The following is a 24607-nucleotide window of genomic DNA, read 5'->3' as shown; positions in this document are numbered from 1 at the left end:
CGTGCACACTTGAGTCCGTTCCACTCAAGTCAGCTGGAGGATCAACCATGGCACGTGCGGTCGGCATCGACCTGGGCACGACTAACTCCGTCGTCAGCGTTCTGGAGGGCGGCGAGCCCACCGTCATCACCAACGCCGAGGGCGCCAGGACCACGCCGTCCGTCGTCGCCTTCGCCAAGAACGGTGAGGTGCTCGTCGGAGAGGTGGCCAAGCGTCAGGCGGTCACCAACGTGGACCGGACCATTCGCTCGGTCAAGCGGCACATGGGCACCGACTGGAAGATCGAGCTGGACGGGAAGCCCTTCAACCCGCAGCAGATCAGCGCCTTCGTGCTCCAGAAGCTGAAGCGTGACGCCGAGTCCTACCTGGGCGAGAAGGTGACCGACGCGGTCATCACCGTCCCGGCGTACTTCAACGACTCCGAGCGCCAGGCCACGAAGGAGGCCGGCGAGATCGCCGGTCTGAACGTGCTGCGCATCGTCAACGAGCCCACCGCGGCCGCGCTGGCGTACGGCCTCGACAAGGACGACCAGACCATCCTGGTCTTCGACCTCGGTGGCGGTACGTTCGACGTCTCGCTGCTGGAGATCGGCGACGGCGTCGTCGAGGTGAAGGCCACCAACGGTGACAACCACCTCGGTGGTGACGACTGGGACCAGCGCATCGTCGACTACCTGGTCCAGCAGTTCCAGTCCGGCCACGGCGTGGACCTGGGCAAGGACAAGATGGCCCTCCAGCGTCTGCGCGAGGCCGCCGAGAAGGCGAAGATCGAGCTGTCCTCGTCCACCGAGACCTCGATCAACCTGCCCTACATCACCGCTTCCGCCGAGGGCCCCCTGCACCTCGACGAGAAGCTCACCCGCGCCCAGTTCCAGCAGCTGACCGCGGACCTGCTGGAGCGCTGCAAGACGCCGTTCCACAACGTCATCAAGGACGCCGGCATCTCCATCAGCGAGATCGACCACGTCGTCCTCGTCGGCGGCTCGACCCGTATGCCCGCCGTCGCCGAGCTCGTCAAGGAGCTGACCGGCGGCAAGGACGCCAACAAGGGCGTCAACCCGGACGAGGTCGTCGCCATCGGCGCCGCCCTCCAGGCCGGTGTCCTCAAGGGCGAGGTCAAGGACGTCCTGCTCCTCGACGTCACCCCGCTGTCCCTCGGCATCGAGACCAAGGGCGGCATCATGACCAAGCTCATCGAGCGCAACACCACGATCCCGACCAAGCGGTCCGAGATCTTCACGACGGCCGAGGACAACCAGCCGTCCGTGCAGATCCAGGTCTACCAGGGCGAGCGCGAGATCGCGGCGTACAACAAGAAGCTCGGGATGTTCGAGCTGACCGGTCTGCCCCCGGCGCCGCGCGGCGTCCCGCAGATCGAGGTCTCCTTCGACATCGACGCCAACGGCATCATGCACGTGACCGCGAAGGACCTGGGCACGGGCAAGGAGCAGAAGATGACCGTCACCGGCGGCTCCTCGCTGCCGAAGGACGAGGTCGACCGCATGCGCCAGGAGGCCGAGCAGTACGCGGAGGAGGACCACAAGCGCCGCGAGGCCGCCGAGTCCCGCAACCAGGGCGAGCAGCTCGTCTACCAGACGGAGAAGTTCCTCAAGGACAACGAGGACAAGGTCCCCGGCGACATCAAGACCGAGGTCGAGGAAGCCGTCGGTGAGCTGAAGGAGAAGCTCAAGGGCGAGGACACGGCCGAGATCCGCACCGCCACGGAGAAGGTCGCGGCCGTCTCGCAGAAGCTCGGCCAGGCCATGTACGCCGACGCCAACGCCGCGCAGGCCGCCGGCGGCGACTCCGACGGAGCCGGCGCGGGTGCCGCCGGTGCCGGTGACGCGAAGGCCGACGACGACGTGGTCGACGCCGAGATCGTGGACGAGGACCGGAAGGATGGTGCCGCGTGACGGAGGAGACCCCGGGCTTCGACGAGCAGCAGCCCGACGTCCCTTCCGGCGCCACCTCCGACGACGCCGAGCCGAAGGCCGCCGACTCCCCCTCGACGGAGGAGGGGGCGGCCCCGGCCGGGGACACGGGCCAGGACGTGGCTCTGGTGGCCCAGCTGGACCAGGCCCGCACGGCGCTCAACGAGCGCACGGCGGACCTCCAGCGCCTCCAGGCCGAGTTCCAGAACTACCGCCGCCGGGTCGAGCGTGACCGGATCGCGGTCAAGGAGATCGCCATCGCGAACCTCCTGACCGAGCTCCTGCCCGTGCTCGACGACATCGGCCGCGCGCGTGAACACGGCGAACTGGTCGGCGGCTTCAAGTCCGTCGCCGAGTCGCTGGAGAGCACGGCGGCCAAGATGGGCCTCCAGCAGTTCGGCAAGGAGGGCGAGCCCTTCGACCCGACGATCCACGAAGCCCTGATGCACAGCTACGCACCCGACGTCACCGAGACGACGTGCGTCGCGATCCTGCAGCCCGGGTACCGGATCGGCGAGCGCACCATCCGCCCCGCGCGGGTGGCGGTGGCCGAGCCCCAGCCGGGGGCGCAGACGGTCAAGGCGGACGAGACCGCCGAAGCCGACGACAAGGAGAGCGGTGGCCCGGAAGAGGGCTGACGTCATAGCGGACGAAGGGAAGGAGGGGCGTCGAGGATGAGCACCAAGGACTTCATCGAGAAGGACTACTACAAGGTCCTCGGCGTCCCCAAGGACGCCACCGAGGCCGAGATCAAGAAGGCGTACCGGAAGCTCGCCCGCGAGTTCCACCCGGACGCCAACAAGGGCAACGTCAAGGCGGAGGAGCGCTTCAAGGAGATCTCCGAGGCCAATGACATCCTCGGCGATCCCAAGAAGCGCAAGGAGTACGACGAGGCACGCGCCCTCTTCGGCAACGGCGGCTTCCGCCCGGGGCCCGGCGCGGGCGGCGGCTCCTTCAACTTCGACCTGGGCGACCTCTTCGGAGGCGCCCCGGGCGGCGGCCAGGGAGCCGGCGGTTTCGGCGGTGGACTCGGTGACGTCTTCGGGGGCCTGTTCAACCGTGGCGGCGCGGGCCCGGGGACGCGCACGCACCCCCGGCGCGGCCAGGACATCGAGTCCGAGGTCACGCTGAGCTTCACGGAGGCGATCGAGGGCGCGACCGTCCCGCTGCGGATGTCCTCGCAGTCGCCCTGCAAGGCCTGTTCCGGCACCGGCGACAAGAACGGCACACCGCGGGTGTGTCCGACCTGCGTCGGCACCGGGCAGGTCGCCCGGGGCAGCGGCGGTGGCTTCTCCCTCACCGACCCCTGCCCGGACTGCAAGGGCCGCGGCCTGATCGCGGAGAACGCCTGCGAGGTCTGCAAGGGCAGCGGCCGGGCCAAGTCCTCGCGGACCATGCAGGTGCGCATCCCCGCCGGCGTCAGCGACGGCCAGCGGATCCGGCTGCGCGGCAAGGGAGCGCCGGGCGAGCGCGGCGGCCCGGCGGGCGATCTGTACGTGGTCGTGCACGTCGACTCCCACCCGGTGTTCGGCCGCAAGGACGACAACCTCACCGTCACCGTCCCGGTGACCTTCGCCGAGGCGGCCCTCGGCGGCGAGGTCCGGGTGCCGACGCTGGGCGGCCCGCCCGTCACGCTGAAGCTGCCCCCGGGCACGCCGAACGGCCGTACGATGCGCGCTCGGGGCAAGGGCGCGGTCCGCAAGGACGGCACCCGCGGCGACCTTCTGGTCACCGTCGAGGTGAGTGTCCCGAAGGACCTGACGGGGAAGGCTCGTGACGCGCTCGAGGCGTATCGCGAGGCGACCGCGGGTGAGGATCCGCGGGCGGAGCTGTTCCAGGCCGCGAAGGGAGCATGAGTCAGATGGACGGTCGTCGACGCAACCCGTATGAACTGACCGAGGAGACCCCGGTCTACGTCATCTCGGTGGCGGCCCAGCTGTCCGGCCTGCACCCGCAGACCCTGCGCCAGTACGACCGCCTGGGGCTGGTGTCTCCGGACCGCACCGCGGGCCGGGGCCGCCGCTACTCGGCCCGGGACATCCAACTGCTGCGCACCGTCCAGCAGTTGTCGCAGGACGAGGGCATCAACCTGGCGGGTATCAAGCGCATCATCGAACTGGAGAACCAGGTCGCCGCGCTCCAGGCCCGGGTGGCCGAGCTGGAGGACGCGCTCGACGGCGCGGCGGCGGCCATGCGGCAGCGCGAGGCGGCGGTGCACGCGTCGTACCGCCGCGATCTGGTGCCGTACCAGGAGGTCCAGCAGACCAGCGCGCTGGTCGTGTGGCGGCCGAAGCGGCAGCAGCAGTCGGACTGACGCGCGTACGCCTGCGAAAAGGGCCGGGAGGACACTCCCGGCCCTTTTCGTATGTCTTGGGTGATTTCGCTGGTCCTCCTGTGGATGACCGAATGATGCAAGTCACTTGGAGGTGATTCCGCAGAGTCTTCACAACTGCTGCGGAGCGTGGTGTTGTCATCTCGTTAAGTGGTTCCGCTTGACGCTGAGGGGCGCGTCCGCGTTGGCTTTTCAGTCACATGGGCCACAAAGTGTGCCCACGTCCGAATCACACGCGAAGTGAGCTCCGCATGCGTCGTCGTATCTCCATATCCGTGGCCGCGGCCGCGATGTCCGTCACGCTCGCCGGCTGCGGCGTGCTCAACGCGACCGGGAGCAGTGACGACGCGAGCCCGACGAAGGGCAACGACATCACGGTGGGCCTGCTGCTCCCGGAGAAGGCGAACACGCGGTACGAGAACTTCGACTACCCCATCATCAAGAGGAAGGTCGAGTCCCTCACCAACGACCGGGGCCGCGTCGAGTACGCCAACGCCGAGGCGAGCGCCGACAAGCAGGCCGACCAGTTGCAGCAGATGATCGACGACCGGGTCGACGTGATCCTGCTGGACGCCGTCGACTCGCACGCCATCGCCGACGGAGTGACGAAGGCCAAGGACGCCGGCATCCCGGTCATCGCCTACGACCGGCTCGCCGAGGGCCCGATCGACGCGTACATCTCCTTCGACAACGAACTGGTCGGCGAGGTCCAGGGACGCACCCTGCTGGAGGCCATCGGCGAGAAGGCGAGCCTCGCCGACAAGATCGTCATGATGAACGGCTCGTCGACGGACCCGAACGCCAAGCAGTTCAAGGCCGGTGCGATGTCCGAGCTGAACGGCAAGGTGACGATCGCCCAGTCCTTCGACACCAAGGACTGGAAGCCGGAGAACGCGCAGGCCAACATGGCCGAGGCGATCGAGAAGATCGGCAAGGACAACATCGACGCGGTGTACTCCGCCAACGACGGCATGGCCGGCGGCATCGTCAAGGCGCTGGAGGCCGCGGGCGTGACCGACCTGCCGCCGATCACCGGCCAGGACGCGGAGCTCCCGGCGGTGCAGCGGATCATCGCCGGCGAGCAGTACATGAGCGTGTACAAGTCGTACCCGCAGGAGGCCGAGAACGCCGCGGAGATGGCCGTGGCCAGGGTCCAGGGCCGCGACATCCAGTTCGCCGCCCTCACCCGCGACAAGGTCGACAGCCCCACCCACAAGGGCATCCCCGCCCAGCTCGTGCCGGTGGTCGCCCTGACGAAGTCCAACATCAAGGACACGGTCGTCGCCGACGACGTCTACAAGCTGTCGGACATCTGCACGGCGAAGTATGAGGCGGCTTGCGAGGCCATCGGCCTGAAGTAACCACGCCGTTCGCCGTCTTCCGCCCCCTTGGAGTCCTCCGCCTCACCCCCGGAGTGATCCGGTCGGCACCGGAGCGATCCGGCTGACCTCCGGCGGGATTCGGTCACCCCCCGGCCATTTGCTGCAACGCGACGAGCTGAGGCGCGGAAATACCGGTGTGTACCGGTGGTTTCCGGCGAGGGCGGCGCGGGGAGCCGTGTTGCGGAGCAGGTCCCGTCCGCGCATAGTTGCGCTGCGAAGGACGGCGAAACCGGGGGTGGGATGGGCGATGGCCGGGCACGGGGCGGAGGAGCATCCTCACGGTGCTGACCGACTGTGCGAGGCGGGGGATCGTGTGTACTCCCGGGCCGTACGGCGGGGCCGCGTGGCGCGCCGGGACGCGGATCCGGTGCCCTGCCTGCTGGAACTCGCCCTGCTGCACCCGGACCCCGACGACATGGACTGGCTGGTGCCGACCTCCCCGCAGGAGGTCATGACCCGGCTGCTGCGCGGGATGTACGACGAGGTCAGCGCGAGCCAGCGGCGGGTGGGTTCGGCCGTGGCGGCGTTCGAGTGGTACGCCGGGCTGGGGCGTCAGGTGCAGCAGGCCCCGTCGGCGGGCGAGGGCTCGGCGATCCGGGTGCTGGACGGCCTCGCCCGGATCCAGGCCGCGATGGACGAGGCGACCCAGGCGTGCACGACCGAGGTGCTCACGGTGCAGCCCGGCGGCATCCGGCGCGAGGCGGAACTCTCCGAGGGGCTGCACCGGGCGCTGACGCTGCGCGGCCGTGGCGTGCGGATGCGGGACCTGTACACGCATGTCGCCCGGCACGGGCAGGGGCTGCTGAACTATCTGGAGCTGATGGGCGACGCGGTGGAGGCGCGCACGCTGGACGAGGTGATCGACCGGCTGATCCTCTTCGACCGGACGGTGGCCTTCATCCCCGCCAACACCGACCGCACGATGGCCCTGGAGCTACGGCACCCGGCGATCGTCGAGTACCTGGTCACGGTGTTCGAGCGGCTCTGGCGCCTGGCCATCCCGCTGACCGCCCCGCTCCCCGACACCGGCATCGAGGGCATCTCCCACCGCGAGCAGTCCATCGCCGCGCTGCTGGCGGAGGGACACCAGGACGCGGTGATCGCGGAACGGCTCGGGATAAGCGTGCGGACGTGCCGGGCGCACATCGCCCGGCTGTCGGAGACGCTGGGGGCGGCGAGCCGTACGCAGTTGGGTGTGCGGATCGCCCAGGTGGGCCTGGACGGCCCTCCGCGGCCGGCTGCCTCCCCGACCCTCAGCCTTCCTGGTCAAGAATCCCGGACTGCCCGATGAGATAGCCCAGTTGGGCCCTGCTCTGGCTGCCCAGCGTCGCGGCGAGCTTGGCGATGTGGACGCGGGCCGTGCGGATGTTCATGCCGAGCCGGTCTGCGATGACGGCGTCGGTGTGGCCTTCGGTGAGGAGGGCGGCTATGGCGCGTTGGCGGGGGGTGATGCCATTGCTGGAGGGCGGGGGGACAGCCTCGGGGTACATGGGGGTCGCCAGGCGCCACAATCGGTCGAAGGTGGTGGCGAGGTGGCGGACGATCGCCGGGTGCCGGATCTCCAGGGCGACGGTGCCGTCCGGGTTCGCGGGGATGAAGGCGACAGCAGCATCGATCAGGATCATCCGGTCGGTGACCTCGTCGAGGCTACGGGCCTCGACGTCTCCCACCAGTCGCTCGTGGCGGGCCGCGATGCTGGGGAAGTGGCGCAGTGTGTGCGGGTACAGGGTCCGGGCACGTGCTCCGCGATCCAGTACCTCCTGGTCCCGGACCATCGCTATCGCGTCGGATTCCTCACCGCGTCGTCCGGTGAGACCGGTACGGGGCTGGACCGTGAGCACCTCCCGGGACGCTTCGGCCATGGCCTCGGTGATGGCCCGGTTGATCTGCTCCGTGCCGGAGAGCGTACGGAGGAGCGGGGTGTCGGTGGCCTCCGGACAACCGGCGAGTCGCATGAGGGGGTCGAATGTCTCCGTCAGCCGTGCCTCGCGCCGCCGTTGCCGGGCGATCTGCTCCTCCGAGGCACGCAGGAGCTGCTGCAGAGCGACGACCGGCGCGACCGGCTCTAATCGGCTCGGGCTGTCGGCGCTGGGGCGGAGCAGTCCCAAGTCGATCAGGCACGGGGCCGCGTCGGCAGCCTCCGTTGCCAAGTCGCCCTGACACAGGGCCTCTTCGTACAGCTGTCTTCCCTGCGAGCACAGCTGTTCCGCGCTGTGCCGCGGATGCCGCGCCGAGGTCACTGGGCAGCTCCCTCACGTTCCAGGATCCCGGACTGGGCGATGAGATAACCGAGTTGGGCACGGCTGCCACTGCCGAGAGTGGCGGCGAGCTTGGCTATGTGAGCCCGGCACGTGCGCACGTTCATGCCGAGGCGGCGGGCGATGGCCTCGTCCACGTGCCCCTCCACGAGCAGTTTGGCAATGGAGTACTGGATGTCCGTGATGCCGTCCGCCGTCGGTTCGTACGGGGCGCCGGCGCTCAGTGGAACGGACCGGCTCCACATGAACTCGAAGACCTTGACCAGGTACCGGACGAGTCCGGGATGACGGAGCTCCAGGGCGACCTGCTGGTCATCGCGGGCCGGAATGAACGCGACGCTCTCGTCACAGACGATGAGACGTTCCACCACCTCGTCGATGGTGCGGTACTCCGCCTTGCCGTTCGCGAGTTGGGAGACATAGGCCAGCTTCTGGGGGCTGTGGCGCGCCGTGTGCTGGTAGAGCGTCCGGATCCGGACGCCGCGCTCGATCATGGCTCTGTCCCGTCCGAGTCCCTGGGTGAGGCTGCGCTCGGAGAAGCGGTCGTCACTGGGCTGGATGGTGAGCATCTCGGTCTGGCACTGGGCCGTGGCCAGGTTGAGGGCCGCGTTGATCCGGTCGCCGCCCTCCAGCACCGTGATCGAGTGGTCGGTCGCCGCCTCCTGGGCGCCGAGGGCCATGAACGGCTCGAACACCTCGGCGAGTGTGATGGACAGCCGTCGGCGTTCCGCGATGTCGCGCTCGATGGGGTGCAGACGCTGGGCGAGAGCGACCGCCGGCGGCACCGGACGCAGCAAGTTCTCGTCATCCGGGTCCGGGTGGAGAAGGGCCAACTCCATCAAGCAAGGGGCGTCGACCACGTCTGTGCGGGCGATTCGCCCCGCACGCAGGGCATTCGCATAAAGTCGGTTACCTTCCTCGCACAGTTCGGTCACCGCATGGGGATGCGCCGCCTTAGTCTGATTTGCCACGAAATCTCCACCCCCCAGGGTCCTGAACATGCAGGAACATGATGCACCGATTGTGTGGCCATGACGTGTTCGAATGAGCCATCGTCTTATCTGACGGGGGAAGAGGAGACTCACAAGTGAGGACGAAGCCGACTATGCGCAAGAGACTGCTTCGCTCGGTGCTTGCTGCCGCCTTCTCCGCCGTCGCGCTCATCGGAGTGAGTGGTTACTCCGACGTGAAGGGTGACAACCGGGCGGACAGCCATTGGCCTGAGAGCGTCGCAAGCGATGCCGAGAGCAATGTCCTGGCGGACAGTCACTGGCCGGCGATCGTCGCGGACTCGGAGCGTTGATGTGACCACTCCACCCGACGACCGCTCCTTCCGCCGCGAAATGGCCACCGCCTACCGCTCCGGCTGGCACTTCATCGACCTGGTCACCGCCATCCCCCACAGCGGTGACTCGTTGATGGTGACCGTCTTCGGCGAGCCGGTGGTCGTCACGCGGGACGAGGACGAGGACGTACGGGCTTACCGGTGTCTGCGGCGGCCTCGGGGGGCGCCGCAGCCCGTGCGGTGTGCCGTACGGTACGGAATGATCTTTGTGAACCTGGACCAAAGGGACCACGAGCAGGTGGAGGCCGACTCTCCTGCCCCGAGGACCATCTCTGCCACCCCCCGCAGTGCCTGACGCGATTCCCCCGTCGTAACAGATCGCTCAGGTGCTTCCCCCCGCAGCGGCGTCACCGTGACCTGAACACGGTGACGCCGCTGCAGTTTCTGGCGACATTTCCGGTTATCACCGCAGTCACGCAGTGGCCGGATCCAGTCGATCACCGGTGTGGATTTTCACTTCGGCCAACCTCGGCATCAGCCGCGGCATCAGCCTCGCCCCATCGCTCGCGTCAGCTCGATCTCGATCACCACGCGTGCTGGGTTCGGCGAGGGCATCCGTCCGTAGCGCTCGGCGTAGCGGCGTACCGCCTCCGCGACCCGGTCCGGCTCGGTGCGGACGAAGGCCCGGCCCTCCAGTGTCGCCCAGCGCCGGCCCTCCATCTGGCAGACGGCGACCGCCGCCCCCTGTTCCCCGGCGGCCAGCACGTGCCGCGCCTTGGCGCTCGCCTTGTTGGTGATCACCCGAGCGAGCCGGGCCGCAGGATCGTATGTGACCCCGACGGGTACCACGTGCGGAGTGCCGTCCGGGCGGGGAGTCGTCAGGGTGCACACGTGCCGTTCCCGCCAGAAGCTGAGGTACGGCTCGTCCGGAGCGCCGGGATCGACGGAGTACTTGGTCGCCATGCCCCGGAACTTAACCCCTGCGACCCTCCCCGAACGGTCCTTGAGTGGACTAGACTCAACTTTGTGTAAGTCGTTCGGGTCAGTGCAAGGAGGAGAACGCGAACGTGGACGCCGAGCTGACCAACCGGAGCCGGGACGCGATCAACGCGGCCAGCAACAGGGCCGTCACGGAGGGGCACCCTGATCTCACCCCCGCCCACCTGCTTCTCGCGCTGCTCCAGGGACAGGACAACGAGAACATCACCGATCTGCTCGCCGCGGTCGACGCCGACCAGGCGGCCGTGCGCGCCGGAGCCGAGCGCGTGCTCGCCGGGCTGCCCAGTGTGACCGGATCCACCGTGGCGCCGCCCCAGCCCAACCGCGAGATGCTCGCCGTCGTCGCCGACGCGCAGGCCCGCGCCAAGGACCTGGGGGACGAGTACCTCTCCACGGAGCACCTCCTCATCGGCATCGCCGCGAAGGGCGGCGCGGCCGGCGAGGTGCTGTCCCAGCAGGGCGCCGACGCCAGGAAGCTCCAGGACGCCTTCCAGAAGACGCGGGGAGCGCGCCGGGTGACCACGGCCGACCCCGAGGGCCAGTACAAGGCCCTGGAGAAGTTCGGCACGGACTTCACCGCCGCCGCGCGGGAAGGAAAGCTCGATCCCGTCATCGGGCGGGACCAGGAGATCCGGCGCGTGGTGCAGGTGCTGTCCCGCCGTACCAAGAACAACCCCGTGCTCATCGGTGAGCCCGGGGTCGGCAAGACCGCCGTCGTCGAAGGGCTCGCCCAGCGGATCGTCAAGGGGGACGTGCCGGAGTCCCTCAAGGACAAGCGGCTCGTCGCGCTCGATCTGGGGGCCATGGTCGCCGGGGCGAAGTACCGGGGCGAGTTCGAGGAGCGGCTGAAGACCGTCCTCGCCGAGATCAAGGACTCCGACGGGCAGATCATCACCTTCATCGACGAGCTGCACACCGTCGTGGGGGCCGGTGCCGGCGGCGACTCCGCCATGGACGCCGGGAACATGCTGAAGCCCATGCTCGCGCGCGGTGAGCTGCGCATGGTGGGCGCCACGACCCTCGACGAGTACCGCGAGCGGATCGAGAAGGACGCCGCCCTGGAGCGGCGCTTCCAGCAGGTGCTGGTCGCCGAGCCGAGCGTCGAGGACTCCATCGCGATCCTGCGCGGGCTCAAGGGCCGCTACGAGGCCCACCACAAGGTGCAGATCGCCGACAGCGCGCTGGTCGCCGCCGCCACCCTCTCCGACCGGTACATCACCTCCCGCTTCCTGCCCGACAAGGCCATCGACCTCGTCGACGAGGCGGCCTCCCGGCTGCGGATGGAGATCGACTCGTCCCCTGTCGAGATCGACGAACTCCAGCGCGGCGTCGACCGGCTGAAGATGGAGGAGCTGGCGATCGGCAAGGAGACCGACGCGGCCTCCCGCGAGCGTCTGGAGAAGCTGCGCCGCGACCTCGCCGACAAGGAGGAGGAGCTGCGCGGCCTCACCGCCCGCTGGGAGAAGGAGAAGCAGTCCCTCAACCGCGTCGGTGAGCTGAAGGAACGCCTCGACGAACTGCGCGGCCAGGCCGAACGCGCCCAGCGGGACGGCGACTTCGACACCGCCTCCAAGCTGCTCTACGGCGAGATCCCCGCCCTGGAGAAGGAACTGGAGGCCGCCTCCGAGGCCGAGGAGGAGGTCGCCACGGACACCATGGTCAAGGAGGAGGTCGGCGCCGACGACATCGCCGACGTCGTCGCCTCCTGGACCGGCATCCCCGCCGGGCGGCTGCTGGAGGGCGAGACGCAGAAGCTGCTGCGCATGGAGGACGAGCTCGGCAAGCGGCTCATCGGCCAGACGGAGGCCGTGCGGGCGGTCAGCGACGCCGTACGGCGGTCCCGTGCCGGGATCTCCGACCCCGACCGCCCCACCGGCTCCTTCCTCTTCCTCGGCCCGACCGGTGTCGGCAAGACGGAACTGGCCAAGGCCCTCGCCGACTTCCTCTTCGACGACGAGCGGGCGATGGTCCGCATCGACATGTCGGAGTACAGCGAGAAGCACAGCGTGGCCCGGCTGGTCGGCGCCCCGCCCGGATACGTCGGTTACGAGGAGGGCGGCCAGCTCACGGAGGCGGTGCGCCGCCGTCCGTACTCCGTCGTCCTGCTGGACGAGGTGGAGAAGGCCCACCCCGAGGTCTTCGACATCCTGCTCCAGGTGCTCGACGACGGGCGTCTCACGGACGGGCAGGGCCGCACGGTCGACTTCCGCAACACCATCCTGGTGCTGACGTCGAACCTGGGCAGCCAGTTCCTGGTCGACCCGCTCACCAGTGAGGCGGAGAAGAAGGAACAGGTGCTGGAGGTGGTGCGGACCTCCTTCAAGCCGGAGTTCCTCAACCGCCTGGACGACCTGGTCGTCTTCGCCGCCCTGACCAAGCCCGAGCTGGAGCGCATCGCCAGGCTCCAGATCGAGCGCCTGGCCAAGCGCCTCGCCGAGCGGCGCCTCACCCTGGACATCACGCCCGAGGCCCTGGCCTGGCTCGCGGAGGAGGGCATGGACCCGGCGTACGGCGCCCGCCCGCTGCGCCGCCTCGTCCAGACCGCCATCGGCGACCGGCTCGCCAAGGAGATCCTCTCCGGCGAGATCAAGGACGGCGACACGGTCCGCGTCGACCGTTTCGGCGACGAACTGCTCGTGGGACCGGCGGCCGCCAAGACCCTCTGACCGGCCGCTCAGGCACCCTGGCGGCGGCCCGCCCCGCACTTCCGGGGCGGGCCGCCGCATGCCGTGCTCCACGAGCTGCTCCCCGGCGCCATGCCGGGCGGGGGCCGCCCAGGCCTCGGTGTCATGCGGTGCGGGGGCCGCCCAGGCCTCGGTGTCATGCCGTGGAGCCGGCCTGGGCCGCCGCGGCCGGCGGCGAACAGCAGCAGCCACACGCCGTGCAGCGGGGTCCGCCCACGCCTCCTCGGTGCACGCGGTATTCGGCCAACTCGGTGCCCCATCCGCACACTCCGCACCCTTCCGCTTCACGGCGTCTTCACCATGTCCGGCATGAGTCGAACGACTTTTCGTATCTGGTCGTCGATTCCGTTCACGGAGCGGTTCTCGGCCACGCCTGCTCGGCCCTCTGTCGGCGTGTTGCCGCTGTGCCTAGAGTGACCGGGCGCCCAGTGAAGTGGACCTGACCAGTCCGGCCTGGGGCGCTGACCATTCACGGGGGGATTCAGCCATGCACGTCATCCTGCGCGCCTTCACGCCGCCACCTGTCCGCTGACGGGGAGAGAGCACATCGCGGCACGCGCCGGTACAGCGGCGGCTCCCGCACCCTCTCCCGCTTCTGCGAGAACGCGTTTCCGGTCCACCGGGCCGACATTCCGTCCGCACCGGTGACCAGCCCCCGGCCGGCGCCCTGCCCGGCCCTCGCGTGCACCCACTCCAGCCCAGAAGGAATGCCCATGCGCAAGATCCTGACCGCAGCCGGTCTCACCACGTCCGCCGTCGCGCTCGGCGTGCTGCTGGCCGGCCCGGCGGCCGCCTGGACGGCCTCTTCCCAGTTCGACGTCGTCTTCCCCGGCCAGAAGCCGCAGACGACCTACTACGTGGAGAACACCGGCGCTAACACGACGTCGAACGGCAACATGACCGGGAAGTCGGTCGTCTACTGGCAGCTCGGCGTCGACCAGGTGATCGACGGCTCCAAGCGGTTCACCAGCTTCAAGATCACGACACGGATCGAGGAGCGCCTCACCAAGACCAGCGAGGACCACATCGTCACCAAGAAGACGTGCGACATGACCGAGATCGTCAACAACAACTACGCCTGGTCCTACGACGCCCCGGAGAACACCTGCGTCGCCCCGCCCACCACCTACGACGGTGAGCTGTGGTGGTCGTCGGACGCCACGGTCGTCTACGACGTCGAGGGCGACGGCAAGGGCGCCATCACCCAGGAGCTCGAGGGCACCAGGCTGGTCCACGGCTGACCGTCGGAACCCGCCACCCGTCAAGGACACCGCTCAGGAGAACAGACGTGATACGCAGATCGCTGACGGCCGCCCTCGTCGCCACCGCCTCCGCCACCGTGCTGGTGCTCACCGGCGGCACGGCGGTGCACGCGGGCGAGGAGCCCACCGCCGAACCGTCGGTCACCGCCGAGCCGTCGCCCACCGCCACGCCGGCGGACGAGGCACCGGCGAACCCCGTGATCGCCGAGTACAACGGGCGGGAGATCAACCTCGCCGAGTCGTGGGAGGGCGCCGAGAGCTGCACCGAACTGCCCAGCGGTGAGGTGCACTGCTACGACTCGGACGCCGAGGCGCTGGCCGACCCCGAGCTGCCCGCCGAGATCCGCGAGCAGACGCTGAAGGCCGCCGCCGCCGCTCCCGCCGGGGCCCGCGCGGCCGCCGCGCCGCCCGCCCGCTGCGTCGCCGACTACTGGTGCCTGTACATGAAGGTCGGCTACAAGGGCAGGCTCCTCCGGCTGTACTCCGACGGGAAGAAGGACCTCGCGGAGTGGGGCTGCCGGGACAAGTTGAGCGCCGTCTACTACTGGGTCGGCCGCTACTCGCTGAACTACGGGGACGCGAAGATCACCGACCTGCGCTCCTGGCCCGTCGAGGACCGGGTCCGGCGGCTCGACCCGCCGGGCGGCTGGTCCGACTTCACCAACCTCGACTACCCGGGTGGCGGGCACTGGAACAACAAGGTCGACATCTTCGAGGTCCGGCGCAACTGACAGGTGCCCGAAGGCTCCGGGGAGGTACCCGGTGCATCCCCCGACCGGCCGGATCCTGTCAGCCGAGGGCTGACGGGCCCGTTTGGGGTTGCCACCCCCCTCCCCGCATGGGGGAGGATGGCGGGATCCGTACGAAGGGAAAATCACGGTGACCATCGACCCGTCCTCGATTCCGAACTTCGGGGGCCAGCCCGAGCCGCAGCCGCAAGGACCGGCGGGCCCCGTCGTCCCGGATCAGGACCTCGTGAAGCAGCTCCTCGACCAGATGGAGCTCAAGTACGTCGTCGACGACGAGGGAGACCTCGCGGCGCCGTGGGAGCAGTTCCGCACCTACTTCATGTTCCGGGGTGAGGGAGACCAGCAGGTCTTCTCCGTGCGGACGTTCTACGACCGGCCTCACGAGATCGAGGCCAAGCCGCAGATCCTTGAGTCCATCGACGACTGGAACCGCCGCACCCTGTGGCCCAAGGTCTACAGCCACACCCACGACGACGGCACGGTCCGCCTGATCGGCGAGGCCCAGATGCTGATCGGCATGGGTGTGAGCCTGGAGCACTTCGTCTCCTCGACGGTCAGCTGGGTGCGGGCCGCGATCGAGTTCGACAAGTGGCTCATCGAACAGCTCGGTCTCGAGGAGGAGATCAACGAGGCGGAGAAGCCCGAGGACGAGGAGTAGGCCCCAGCAGGCCCCGCCCCCAGCGGCGCGTCGGCGCGTACGAGCAGAGCAGGTACGTGCTGTACGCGCCGTACGCCTTTTCTGGGGCCCGTCAACGCCCAGGCATGGTGGACGTTGCCCGGGACCGAGCCACCGGCGAAAGCCCCGACGGCAGGCGGATCAGGCGGCTTCCCGAGAACGCCGGCCGGCGCGGCCTCGTCCCGACCGGCTCATGAGGCAGCCCAGGGCCCTGGAGGAGCTGCTCCCGGCCTCCGACGACCAGGTGATCACCACTCCGCATTTGTTTTCCCGGAGGCGGGAATTCCGGGGGCGCGTTGGTATCAACGGTGTTGGAATCATGCCGGGCCTGGCTGAGGAGAATCGTTGAGCGCGCGCATCCTGGTCGCCGAAGACGACGGAAAACAATCTCGTCTCATTCGGATTTATCTGGAACGGGAAGGCTACGCCGTGCAGGTCGTGGCCGACGGCAGGACAGCGCTGGAACGGGCGCGTTCGACGGGGCTGGATCTCATCGTTCTCGATGTGATGCTGCCGCTCGTCGACGGCCTCGACATATGCCGCATTCTGCGTGCCGAGGCCTCCGAGGTGCCGATTCTGCTGCTGACCGCCCGCAGCACCGAGGAGGACATGCTTCTCGGCCTCGATCTGGGGGCCGACGACTACCTCACCAAGCCCTACAGTCCCCGCGAACTCACCGCGCGGGTACGGGCGCTGCTGCGGCGCTCCAGGAAAGGCGGCGCGGCCGGGAGCGAGGTGCTGCGGGTCGGCGCGGTCGAACTGGACACCGCACGCTTCGAGGTCCGGGTGGCGGGCCGTCCGGTGGCGCTGACCTCCAAGGAGTTCTCGATCCTGGAGGCTCTGGCCCGCAAGCCGGGGCGGGTGTTCACCCGGGCCCAGATCATCGAGTGCGCCTTCGGCTTCGACAGCGACGTACTCGAGCGCACGGTGGACGCCCATGTGCGCAACCTGCGCCGGAAGCTGGGGGACGACCCGGCCCGGCCACGCCATCTGGAGACCGTGTACGGCCGGGGGTACCGCCTGCTGGACAGCTCGGCCCCCACCCGAGCGCTCCCTGGATCCTGACCGGGGTTGATCAGTCGGCGTCGGCCGGCGGCCGGACCGTGGAGAGCGTGACGGTGAAGGTCGTACCGACGCCGACGGCGCTCTCCACGTCGATCGTCCCCTGGTGATCGGTCACGATCTGGCGGGCGATGGACAGCCCCAGGCCACTCCCTCCGGTGGCGCGGCCCCGTGCGGCGTCCGCCCGCCAGAAGCGGTTGAAGAGATGCGGCAGGTCCTCGGCGGGTATGCCCTTGCCGGTGTCCCGCACCTGAATGACCGCAAGATCGCCGCTCCGGACCAGGGCGAGCGTCACCGTGCCGCCCGGTGCCGTGGCCCTCAGGGCGTTGCCGACCAGATTGCCGACGACCTGACGCAGACGGTCGGCGTCGGCGACGACGTACACAGGTTGCGGCGCCTCCAGCCTCAGCGCGACACCCGCCGCGTCGGCCTGGGCGCGGTGGGCCGTGCCGGCGGCTTCGAGGAGCTCGCGCAGGTCGACGCTCGCGCGGTGGTAGGTGAGCGCACCGGCCTCGGCCAGCGCGAGAACCTGCAGGTCGTCCACGATCCGCTGCTGCAGCAGTGCCTCCTCGTGGAGGGAGTCGAGCAGCTCGGGGGTCGGTTCCACGATCCCGTCCCGCAGGGCCTCCAGATAGCCGCGCAGATTGGCCAGCGGGGTGCGCAGCTCGTGGGCGATGTCACCGGTGAGGCGGCGCTGGCGTTCCTCGCCAGCCTGTATGGAGTCTGCCATCCGGTTGAAGGCACGGCCGAGCTGGGCGATCTCGTCCCGCCCGGAGACGGGGACCCGCCGCCCCAGGTCTCCCTCGCCCAGCCCCCCGGCGGCCAGGGTCATGGCACGGACCGGGCGCAGCACGGCCCGGCTCAGGAGCAGGGCGCCCACCACGGCGGCGAGGGCGACGCCCCCGGCGACGGCCACCGTGGGGGCCGCGGCCAGAGTGGGCGGGGACTCGTCCCGGACGCCGAGACGGATCTCCAGGCGTGGCGGGGCGGCGGAGCCCACGCGCTCGTTGAACACCCGTTGCAGGCAGGTGATGAACCGCTGCTCGGACTCGCACGTCCTGATCGCCTCGAGGTCCTGCGAAGTCCGCGGATCCGGTTCGCCTGTCGGCTCCCTGCACTGTTTCGGCCGGTGCTCCGTGCGGATCCGCGGCACGCCGGTGTCGTCCGGCCGGGCCGTCACCTTGGCCCCCGCCCGGGTCAGACAGGCCGCGTAGGCCGCTTCGGCGCGGTACTGGGCGATGGCTGTCGCCGTCAGCTTCATCGAGGTCCGCGGTATCTGTCCCGCGGGGATCCGCAGGAGGGGACGCGGGTCGACCAGCACCGGCGGCTGGCTGCTCACCGGGCGGGGGGCACGGCCCTGGAGCGCGTCGGAATCGGCGAGCAGGACGTCGTTCTCGGTGGCGACCCGGATGCGCTGGCCGGTGTCCTTGGCGAGGCGGCTCACCGTCGGTGAGAGGCCCTCCCAGGTGCCGTGCGCGACCCCGTACGCGCGGAGCTCGCCGGTGATCCGGGAGACCTCCTGCCGTCCCGCGGCGACACTCTCCTGGACCTGGCGGTTCGCCTGACGCAGGGTCAGCCAGGCGGTGGCGGCGGTGGCGGTCATCGCGACCAGCATCAGGAGGCCGAGTACCCGGAGCCGGAAGCTCATCGCGTGCCACCACTGGGAGTCGTGAGGTGCGGGCGTCGGATGCTCGTCAAGGGTGCGGCTCGGGCCAAAAAGGCTGGAGAGCGGCGCATTTTCGCTCGTGACATTTTCGGTCCCCCGTCGACGAGAACTGGACAGTTGCGGGCGGAATTATTTCTTCAGGATTTTTGTGACTGCGATTGTACTGACGCCACTTGCACACCGATTGATGCAGTGGTGGCTGTTTTGCTCAGGCACGAAAACGGTGCCCGGGGAAGCAGTGCCAACAGAAAAAGGATTCGTGGGGGTAAGAAATGAAGCGTCGACTCGCGGCTGTCGTACCTGCCCTTGCGGCGGTGGCCATGGCCGTCCCGCTCGCCCTCTCCACCCCGGCCTCCGCCGCCGCGTCCTGCGGCAGGACCGCCTCCGACATGGACAGCAGCTCCTGGGACAGGACGGCCAACGGCGCCAACCAGAGAAGCGGCTCCAGCACCGGCTGCGCCATCCTCGGCATCGCCTACAACACCCACAACCTGGACTACCACTGCTACACGCGCATCGGAAACACCAGCGAGACCTGGACGTACCTCCGGAACGACACCACCGGTACGACCGGCTGGGTCCGCGACGACCTGCTGAACGACGGCGGCAGTCTCAACTACTGCGGCTTCTAGTACGCCCGCCGGCACTCCCGCGGGAGTGCTGACCAGGCCGGATTCATCGTGCGTCAGGGGCGGTCTCACCGAGGCCGCCCCTGACCCGTACGTCGGGCGGGCCGCTCAGGAGCCGGACAGGGCCTCCGTCGGTGACAGCCGGCTCGCCCGTACCGCCGGATACAGCCCGGCGATCATGCCGATGACGAGGGTGCAGCCGATCCCCGCCGCACTCGCCCACACCGGGACGACCGTCGGCCAGTCGCGGCTGAGGGCGTAGGCCGCCGTGATCGCGGTCCCCAGCACCGTCCCCCCGAGGCCGCCGATGAGCGACAGCAGCAGCGACTCCGTGACGAACTGGGTCCTGATCTGGCCGCGGGTCGCCCCCAGCGCCCGGCGCAGGCCGATCTCCGGGCGCCGCTCCAGCACCGAGATGACCATCGTGTTGCCGACCCCCACGCCGCCGACGAGCAGGGCCACGCCACCGAGGCCGAGCAGCAGCCCGGTCAGCGCCGACTCGGTGGCCTCGCGGGCGGCGAGGGCGTCGGAGGGCCGGGAGATGCGGACCTGGCCCGGTTTCTCCGGGTACGCCGTGGCCGGCAGCACGGCCCGTACCTCCGCGACCTGGCTGTCCTCGGCGCGGACATAGACCGTCGACGGATGGCCGTCGAAGCGCAGGTACGTCCGGGCCGCCGGCCAGCCGACCAACGCCGCGCTGTCGAGCTCCGGCGCGAGCGGTACGGGATCGAGGACGCCGACGAGGGAGAACCAGCGGCCTCCGAGCCAGACCCGGGTCCCCGGGGTGTACACGTCGAGCCGCCCCGCGGCCGTGGAGCCGAGCACGACCGCCGGGTACTTCTCGGTCGCGGAATCCAGCCAGCGGCCCCGGCGGACGTGGCCGCCGACTGCCGGCAGCAGGTCCCTGTCGGCCGCGAGGACCTCGAGGGAGCCGGTGCGACCGATGGCGATGTGCTCATTGCGGTAGATGTGCGCGGCGGTCGCGCCGGTGGCGGCGACCTGCCGCACGGGCGGGATGCGGCCGATCATCGCGACGGCCTCGTGGGGCAGCTTGGCCTCGGTGCCGTCGAGTGCGTCGCCGGGGGCGGCCCGCAGCAGGTTGGTGCCGAGCGCGTCGAGCCGGCGGTCCACCTCCGCCCGGCCGGAGCCCGAGATCCCGACCACCGCGATCATGGCGGCGACGCCGATGGCGATCCCGAGGGCGGAGAGGAAGACCCGCAGGGGACGAGTCCGCAGCCCGGTCCCGCCGAGTCGCACGATGTCCCGGGGACCGAGGCGGGCGGCCCGCAGCCCGCCGCCCGTGCCACCGACGGCACCGCTCGCCCGTCCGCGGCCGCGGACGGCACGCCTGCGGGGGCCGGTCGGCAGAGTGGGTGGGGCGTCGTCCCTGGGGAGGCCGTTCGTCGTACCGTCGGTCACCGGACCGCCTCGCTCGGCGCGTTCGCGGTCACGGTGTCCGCCACCACGCGGCCGTCGCGCATCTCGATGCGGCGGGGCAGCCCGGCCGCGATCTCCCGGTCGTGGGTGATGATCACGACCGTGGTCCCGGCGGCGTGCAGCTCGCGCAGCAGACCGAGTACGGCCTCCCCGGAAGCGGAGTCCAGGTTGCCGGTCGGCTCGTCCGCCAGCAGGACCGCCGGTTCGCCGATCACCGCCCGGGCCACCGCCACCCGCTGGCGCTCGCCGCCGGACAGCTGGTGCGGGAGGTGGTGGACGCGGTGGCTGAGGCCGACCCGCTCCAGCGCCACCGCCGCCCTGGCCCGGCGGCGGCGCAGCGGTACCCCGGCGTACAGCAGCCCGTCGGCCACGGAGTCCAGCACCGGAACCCCTACCGCCAGATGGAACTGCTGGAAGACGAAGCCGATCCGGGTCGCCCGCAGTGCCGACACCTCACGGTCCGTCAGCTTCGCCACGTCGTGGCCGTCGACCAGCACCCGCCCGGCGGAGGGCCGGTCGAGGCTGCCCATGAGGTTCAGCATGCTGGACTTGCCCGAGCCAGACGGGCCGACGACCGCGACGAGTTCACCGCGCCCGATGCTCAGGCTCACGTCCCGTACCGCCGCCACACCACCGGGGTACGTCTTGGAGACCCCGTCGAACTCCACGACCGCCGACGCTCCGCTCACTCGGGGATCCTCACCTTCATGCCTTCGCGAACCGCGCTTCCGCTCACTTCCACCCGGCCGTCCGCGAAGAGCCCGGTCTTCACCGCGACGAACCGGCCGTCCGCGGTCTCCAGGCCGTGGCCGCCCTCGGCGAGGGCGACCAGCGCGGCGACCGGGACGGTGAGGACGTCCGCCCGTTCCCGCCCCACGTACTCCACGGTGACCGGCGCGCTCTCCAGCCTGCCCACGGATTTCTGGTCCTTGATGGTGATGGTCACGGGAACCGTCGGTGTCCCGGAGCCGCCCTCCCCGCCGCCCTCCTCGGGGTCGGTCGCCTTCTTCCCCACCGAGGCCACCTCGCCCTTCACCGATTTCCCGTCGGGCAGCCCGATCGTGACGGCGGCGCCGCGCACAGCCCAGGAGTCCTCCGCCGCCGAGGCGTTGACGACGACCTTCCGAGACGTACCGGTGTACGGGAGGACGTCCTCGGTGACTGCCGAGCCGAGCCGGACACCGGCGCGGCCGATCCGCACCTTGCCGGCGGAGTAGACGACGTCCCCGACGCCGACCGTGCCGGTCTGCGGAAGCCCGAGGGATTTCTGCCAGCGCTTGACCGCGCGGGCGGTGGCGTCGGTGAACTCCTCGTCGATCGTGAAGCCGGTGTGGCCGAGAGCGGCGAGATTGCTCTCGAACTGCAGGACGTCCATCCCGCGCAGAGTGCTCGCTGTCCCTGCTGTCCCTGCTGTCCCTCCGGTCCCCCCGGTCCCTCCTGTCCCGGCGCCACCCGGCGTCGGCGATCCGGAGGGAGCCGGGGCCTGGGAGGTGTCGTCCGTGACGCCCTTGTCACCCGTGCCCTGGGCGTCCCCCTTGTTCCCGGCGTCCTGCCGGGTGCCCTGTCCGGTGCCCGCGGTCAGGCCCAGATCCCGGTACATCGGCAGCGTCCCGTACAGCAGCACCACCGGCCGGTCGTCGACGCGCAGCAGAGTGCCGCCGCGCTCCACCGTCCTGCCCTCGGTGGGCAGCCAGGTCACGGTGCCCGTCGACTTGATCGGCAGCGGTATCTCAGTGCCGTAGCCCAACTGGCCGTCCACCGTGGTGCGTTCGGTCAGCGTTGCCCGGGTGACCGGGACGGTGGAGCCCGAGCGGGGCGGGGCGGAGGAGCCGTCCTCCGCCCCGCCCCCGCCGAGGCCCAGCGCACCGACCACGGCGACTGCCGCCACGACGACCAGAGCCGAGGCCACCAGGACCGTACGCCTCCCGCGCCGGCCGCGCGGCGGCGGCGCGGGAGCCGCCCCGCGCTCGTGATCGGTCTGCATGACCGTCTCCGTCATCGTCAGCCCTTGCCCTCGGGCTGGTCCACCGGGTCGCCGATGATCGGAGCGCAGACACGGGTGGCGCGCTTGGCTCCCGCCGACGTCTGGTCCCACTCGGAGCCCTGCGCGGTCCCGCTGGGGCCGGGACCGGGGAAGTCGGGCGCGCCGTTCTTCTGCATGCAGTCGGCGTAGTCGCGCTTGACCTTGATCTGCTCGGGAGTGAGCTCGGGCTGGTTGGCGTTCTCGAGGCTCTCGGGGACGGCCGCCACGAGCGAGGCGCACTTCTCGGAGGCGTTCAGGAACTTCGTGTCCTTCTTCAGCGCCGCGTTGTCGCCGAAGTCGACCTGCCCCTTGGCATCCGGGTCGGGGGCGTCGACCCCGTTCTCCCGCAGGCACTTCACCCACTCGCGCTGAGCGTTCACGTACGCGGACACGTCGTCGCCACCGCCCGGGGCGGCCGTCTTGCCGGACGACGCGGACGCGTTGTCGCCGCCGGCCGTCGGGACCTTCGGGGTATCGCCCTCGCCGCCGCAGCCGGCCAGAGTGATCGCCATGACCGACGCCGTCACCACGGCCATCAGCACCCGGTTCGTCCTCATCGGTTATCCCGCCTCCTGTCGGGCCCGACCGCGGGCGCGGCGGGCAGCCCGACCGTAGGCCGGAGGTGATGAAGAACCTTTGAAGAACCTGTTACCCGACCATGCGGGCGCGCTTCGGGCCGGACGTTGGGCGCCGGACGGTGGGCCTCGAGGTCCGCGTCGGCGAGGCGCACGGCGAGCGGGTCGTGCCGTCAGGGGAAGGGGATGTCACGAAGCCAGGCGCCGCAGCCGAACGGCGGCCTCGTGGAGAACGTCGTCCCTCTTGCAGAAGGCGAAGCGGACCTGGCTGCGGCCGGCGGCCGGGTCGTCGTAGAAGACGGAGTTCGGGATGGCGACGACGCCGCAGCGTTCGGGCAGTGCGCGGCAGAAGCGGTGGGCGTCCTTCTCACCGAAGGGCGTGATGTCGGTGGTGATGAAGTACGTGCCCTGGGGTTGGTAGACCTCGAACCCGGCCGCGCGCAGGCCGTCGCCGAGCAGGTCGCGCTTGCGGCGGAGGTCCGCGCGGAAGCCGTCGAAGTACGAGTCCGGCAGGCGCAGCGCCTCGGCGACCGCGTACTGGAACGGGCCCGCGCTGACATAGGTCAGGTACTGCTTGGCCGTCCGGACGGCGGTCACGAGTTCCTGGGTGCCGGTCACCCAGCCGACCTTCCAGCCGGTGAACGAGAACGTCTTGCCGCTGCTGGAAATGGTGACCGTCCGCTCGCGCATCCCCGGGAACGTCGCCAGCGGCACGTGCTCGGCGTCGTCGAAGACCAGGTGCTCGTACACCTCGTCCGTCACCACGAGCAGGTCCCGCTCCACGGCCAGCTCGGCGATCGCGGCCAGCTCCGCGCGGGTGAGGACCGTGCCGGTCGGGTTGTGCGGGGTGTTGATCAGCAGCAGGCGGGTGCGGTCGGTGACGGCGTCGCGCAGCTCGTCGAGGTCGAGGCGGAACCTGTCCTCGTGCGGGCGCAGCGTGACCGGCACCCGCGTGCCGCCCGCCATCGCGATGCAGGCCGCGTACGAGTCGTAGTACGGCTCGAAGGCGATCACCTCGTCACCCGGCTCCACCAGGGCGAGCAGCGAGGCGGCGATGGCCTCCGTGGCGCCTGCGGTGACCAGGACCTCCCCGTCCGGGTCGTACGACAGGCCGTAGCGCCGCTGCTGGTGGGCGGCGACCGCGGTGCGCAGCTCGGGGATGCCGGGCCCCGGCGGGTACTGGTTGCCGAGGCCGTCCCGCAGCGCCCGCACGGCGGCCTCCCTGACCTCCTCGGGACCGTCGGTGTCGGGGAAGCCCTGCCCGAGGTTGATGGCGCCGGTGCTCAGGGCCAGGGCGGACATCTCGGCGAAGATCGTCGTCCCGAACTCGGCGAGCCGGCGGTTGAGGAGGGGGCGCGCGCTGGAGGTCATGCGGGTCATCCTCCGCCGAAGCTCTGGAGTTCCTCAACTCTGCTTTGGGGCGTGCCGGGGGCGGGCATCCCCTGTTCACGCAAGAGCGAGGCGCCCACGGGGGGCCGCTTCGGGGGAACGGAAGGAGGGTGACGCCATGGTAGTCGGCATCATCCTGGCGGTGATCGGAGTCGTCCTGGTCGGGGCGCTGGTGTCCAAGGCCCGCAGCGGCGGATCCGGACGGACGACCCGTCGCGGGGCGGGGGCGTCCACCGGATCGGGCCACGCCAGTGGCGGCAGCTGGTGG

23 protein-coding genes are annotated in these 24607 nt (G+C 70.2%); 14 read left to right on the top strand and 9 right to left on the bottom strand.

Features of this window, described 5'->3' with window-relative positions; translation table 11 throughout:
- Positions 1-47: 47 nt before the first annotated feature.
- From dnaK to ABFX81_RS08210, 6 genes are all read left to right on the top strand, one after another.
- Entirely contained in the window at positions 48-1913 is a 1866-nt protein-coding gene (gene dnaK, locus ABFX81_RS08235) for a molecular chaperone DnaK (protein WP_086844015.1), read from the top strand.
- On the top strand, positions 1910-2569 hold the full coding sequence (gene grpE / locus ABFX81_RS08230; protein ID WP_086844017.1) for a nucleotide exchange factor GrpE: 660 nt from the start codon (positions 1910-1912) through the stop codon (positions 2567-2569). Before dnaK ends, grpE begins: the two co-directional genes overlap by 4 nt.
- Positions 2570-2605: 36 nt before the next feature.
- A complete protein-coding gene (gene dnaJ, locus ABFX81_RS08225) occupies positions 2606-3787 on the top strand; it encodes a molecular chaperone DnaJ (RefSeq protein ID WP_086844019.1) in 1182 nt (393 codons plus the stop codon).
- A gap of 5 nt (positions 3788-3792) precedes the next feature.
- Positions 3793-4245 (top strand): heat shock protein transcriptional repressor HspR, encoded by a 453-nt coding sequence (locus tag ABFX81_RS08220; protein ID WP_086844021.1) that lies wholly within the window; start codon positions 3793-3795, stop codon positions 4243-4245.
- A 269-nt stretch (positions 4246-4514) separates the two neighbouring features.
- Positions 4515-5624 carry a sugar ABC transporter substrate-binding protein gene (locus ABFX81_RS08215; RefSeq protein WP_346137843.1) on the top strand — a complete coding sequence of 370 codons (1110 nt, stop codon included), beginning with the start codon at positions 4515-4517 and terminating at the stop codon, positions 5622-5624.
- 268 nt (positions 5625-5892) lie between these two features.
- Positions 5893-6936 (top strand): helix-turn-helix transcriptional regulator, encoded by a 1044-nt coding sequence (locus ABFX81_RS08210; RefSeq protein WP_346137842.1) that lies wholly within the window; start codon positions 5893-5895, stop codon positions 6934-6936.
- Here the strand turns inward: ABFX81_RS08210 and ABFX81_RS08205 are convergent.
- The gene (locus ABFX81_RS08205) at positions 6899-7885 is read right to left on the bottom strand and encodes a helix-turn-helix transcriptional regulator (protein WP_346137841.1); all 987 of its coding nucleotides are present in this window, start codon (positions 7883-7885) and stop codon (positions 6899-6901) included. The two genes, ABFX81_RS08210 and ABFX81_RS08205, sit on opposite strands and share 38 nt — an antisense overlap.
- Positions 7882-8904: a helix-turn-helix transcriptional regulator gene (locus ABFX81_RS08200; RefSeq protein ID WP_346137840.1), complete on the bottom strand. Its 1023-nt coding sequence runs from the start codon at positions 8902-8904 to the stop codon at positions 7882-7884. The genes ABFX81_RS08205 and ABFX81_RS08200 overlap by 4 nt, the downstream gene beginning before the upstream one ends.
- Before the next feature lie 104 nt (positions 8905-9008).
- On the opposite strand from ABFX81_RS08200, the gene ABFX81_RS08195 reads away from it, so the two are divergent.
- Both ABFX81_RS08195 and ABFX81_RS08190 read left to right on the top strand, forming a co-directional pair.
- Positions 9009-9206, top strand: coding sequence for a hypothetical protein (locus tag ABFX81_RS08195; protein WP_346137839.1), 198 nt, complete (start codon positions 9009-9011; stop codon positions 9204-9206).
- 1 nt (position 9207) lies between these two features.
- Positions 9208-9543 (top strand): Rieske (2Fe-2S) protein, encoded by a 336-nt coding sequence (locus ABFX81_RS08190; RefSeq protein WP_086604769.1) that lies wholly within the window; start codon positions 9208-9210, stop codon positions 9541-9543.
- Positions 9544-9734: 191 nt separating this feature from the next.
- On the opposite strand, the gene ABFX81_RS08185 is transcribed toward ABFX81_RS08190, so the two are convergent.
- A complete protein-coding gene (locus ABFX81_RS08185) occupies positions 9735-10151 on the bottom strand; it encodes a TIGR03618 family F420-dependent PPOX class oxidoreductase (RefSeq protein ID WP_086839341.1) in 417 nt (138 codons plus the stop codon).
- 104 nt (positions 10152-10255) lie between these two features.
- On the opposite strand from ABFX81_RS08185, the gene clpB reads away from it, so the two are divergent.
- The 5 genes from clpB to ABFX81_RS08160 all read left to right on the top strand — a co-directional run bounded on the left by clpB (position 10256) and on the right by ABFX81_RS08160 (position 16623).
- Positions 10256-12853, top strand: coding sequence for an ATP-dependent chaperone ClpB (gene clpB, locus ABFX81_RS08180; RefSeq protein ID WP_086839339.1), 2598 nt, complete (start codon positions 10256-10258; stop codon positions 12851-12853).
- Between the two features lie 731 nt (positions 12854-13584).
- Entirely contained in the window at positions 13585-14112 is a 528-nt protein-coding gene (locus ABFX81_RS08175) for a hypothetical protein (protein WP_086839337.1), read from the top strand.
- A gap of 47 nt (positions 14113-14159) precedes the next feature.
- Positions 14160-14864: a peptidase inhibitor family I36 protein gene (locus tag ABFX81_RS08170; RefSeq protein WP_086839335.1), complete on the top strand. Its 705-nt coding sequence runs from the start codon at positions 14160-14162 to the stop codon at positions 14862-14864.
- 148 nt (positions 14865-15012) lie between these two features.
- Positions 15013-15540, top strand: a complete 528-nt coding sequence (locus ABFX81_RS08165) for a YbjN domain-containing protein (protein WP_010032094.1) — start codon at positions 15013-15015, stop codon at positions 15538-15540.
- Between the two features lie 363 nt (positions 15541-15903).
- Positions 15904-16623: a response regulator gene (locus ABFX81_RS08160; RefSeq protein ID WP_086839333.1), complete on the top strand. Its 720-nt coding sequence runs from the start codon at positions 15904-15906 to the stop codon at positions 16621-16623.
- Between the two features lie 10 nt (positions 16624-16633).
- Here the strand turns inward: ABFX81_RS08160 and ABFX81_RS08155 are convergent, their stop codons facing one another.
- A complete protein-coding gene (locus tag ABFX81_RS08155) occupies positions 16634-18268 on the bottom strand; it encodes an ATP-binding protein (RefSeq protein WP_086839331.1) in 1635 nt (544 codons plus the stop codon).
- A gap of 290 nt (positions 18269-18558) precedes the next feature.
- Between ABFX81_RS08155 and ABFX81_RS08150 the strand changes: the two genes are divergently transcribed.
- Complete coding sequence (locus ABFX81_RS08150) at positions 18559-18918, top strand: hypothetical protein (protein WP_086839329.1); 360 nt, start codon at positions 18559-18561, stop codon at positions 18916-18918.
- A 105-nt stretch (positions 18919-19023) separates the two neighbouring features.
- Here ABFX81_RS08150 and ABFX81_RS08145 read toward each other — a convergent pair whose 3' ends face one another.
- The 5 genes from ABFX81_RS08145 to ABFX81_RS08125 all read right to left on the bottom strand — a co-directional run bounded on the left by ABFX81_RS08145 (position 19024) and on the right by ABFX81_RS08125 (position 24330).
- Positions 19024-20205: an FtsX-like permease family protein gene (locus ABFX81_RS08145; protein ID WP_086839345.1), complete on the bottom strand. Its 1182-nt coding sequence runs from the start codon at positions 20203-20205 to the stop codon at positions 19024-19026.
- A 125-nt stretch (positions 20206-20330) separates the two neighbouring features.
- Positions 20331-21041: an ABC transporter ATP-binding protein gene (locus tag ABFX81_RS08140; RefSeq protein ID WP_346137838.1), complete on the bottom strand. Its 711-nt coding sequence runs from the start codon at positions 21039-21041 to the stop codon at positions 20331-20333.
- Positions 21038-22336, bottom strand: a complete 1299-nt coding sequence (locus ABFX81_RS08135) for a peptidoglycan-binding protein (protein WP_346137837.1) — start codon at positions 22334-22336, stop codon at positions 21038-21040. Before ABFX81_RS08135 ends, ABFX81_RS08140 begins: the two co-directional genes overlap by 4 nt.
- Before the next feature lie 17 nt (positions 22337-22353).
- Positions 22354-22932 carry a hypothetical protein gene (locus ABFX81_RS08130; RefSeq protein WP_086854376.1) on the bottom strand — a complete coding sequence of 193 codons (579 nt, stop codon included), beginning with the start codon at positions 22930-22932 and terminating at the stop codon, positions 22354-22356.
- A gap of 207 nt (positions 22933-23139) precedes the next feature.
- A complete protein-coding gene (locus tag ABFX81_RS08125) occupies positions 23140-24330 on the bottom strand; it encodes a pyridoxal phosphate-dependent aminotransferase (protein WP_346137836.1) in 1191 nt (396 codons plus the stop codon).
- Positions 24331-24607: the final 277 nt, after the last annotated feature.

This window comes from Streptomyces coeruleofuscus, assembly GCF_039532725.1.
Taxonomy (GTDB): Bacteria; Actinomycetota; Actinomycetes; order Streptomycetales; family Streptomycetaceae; genus Streptomyces; species Streptomyces coeruleofuscus.
Note: the sequence above shows the minus strand (reverse complement) of the source record. Positions and strands in the feature narration are given on the sequence as shown.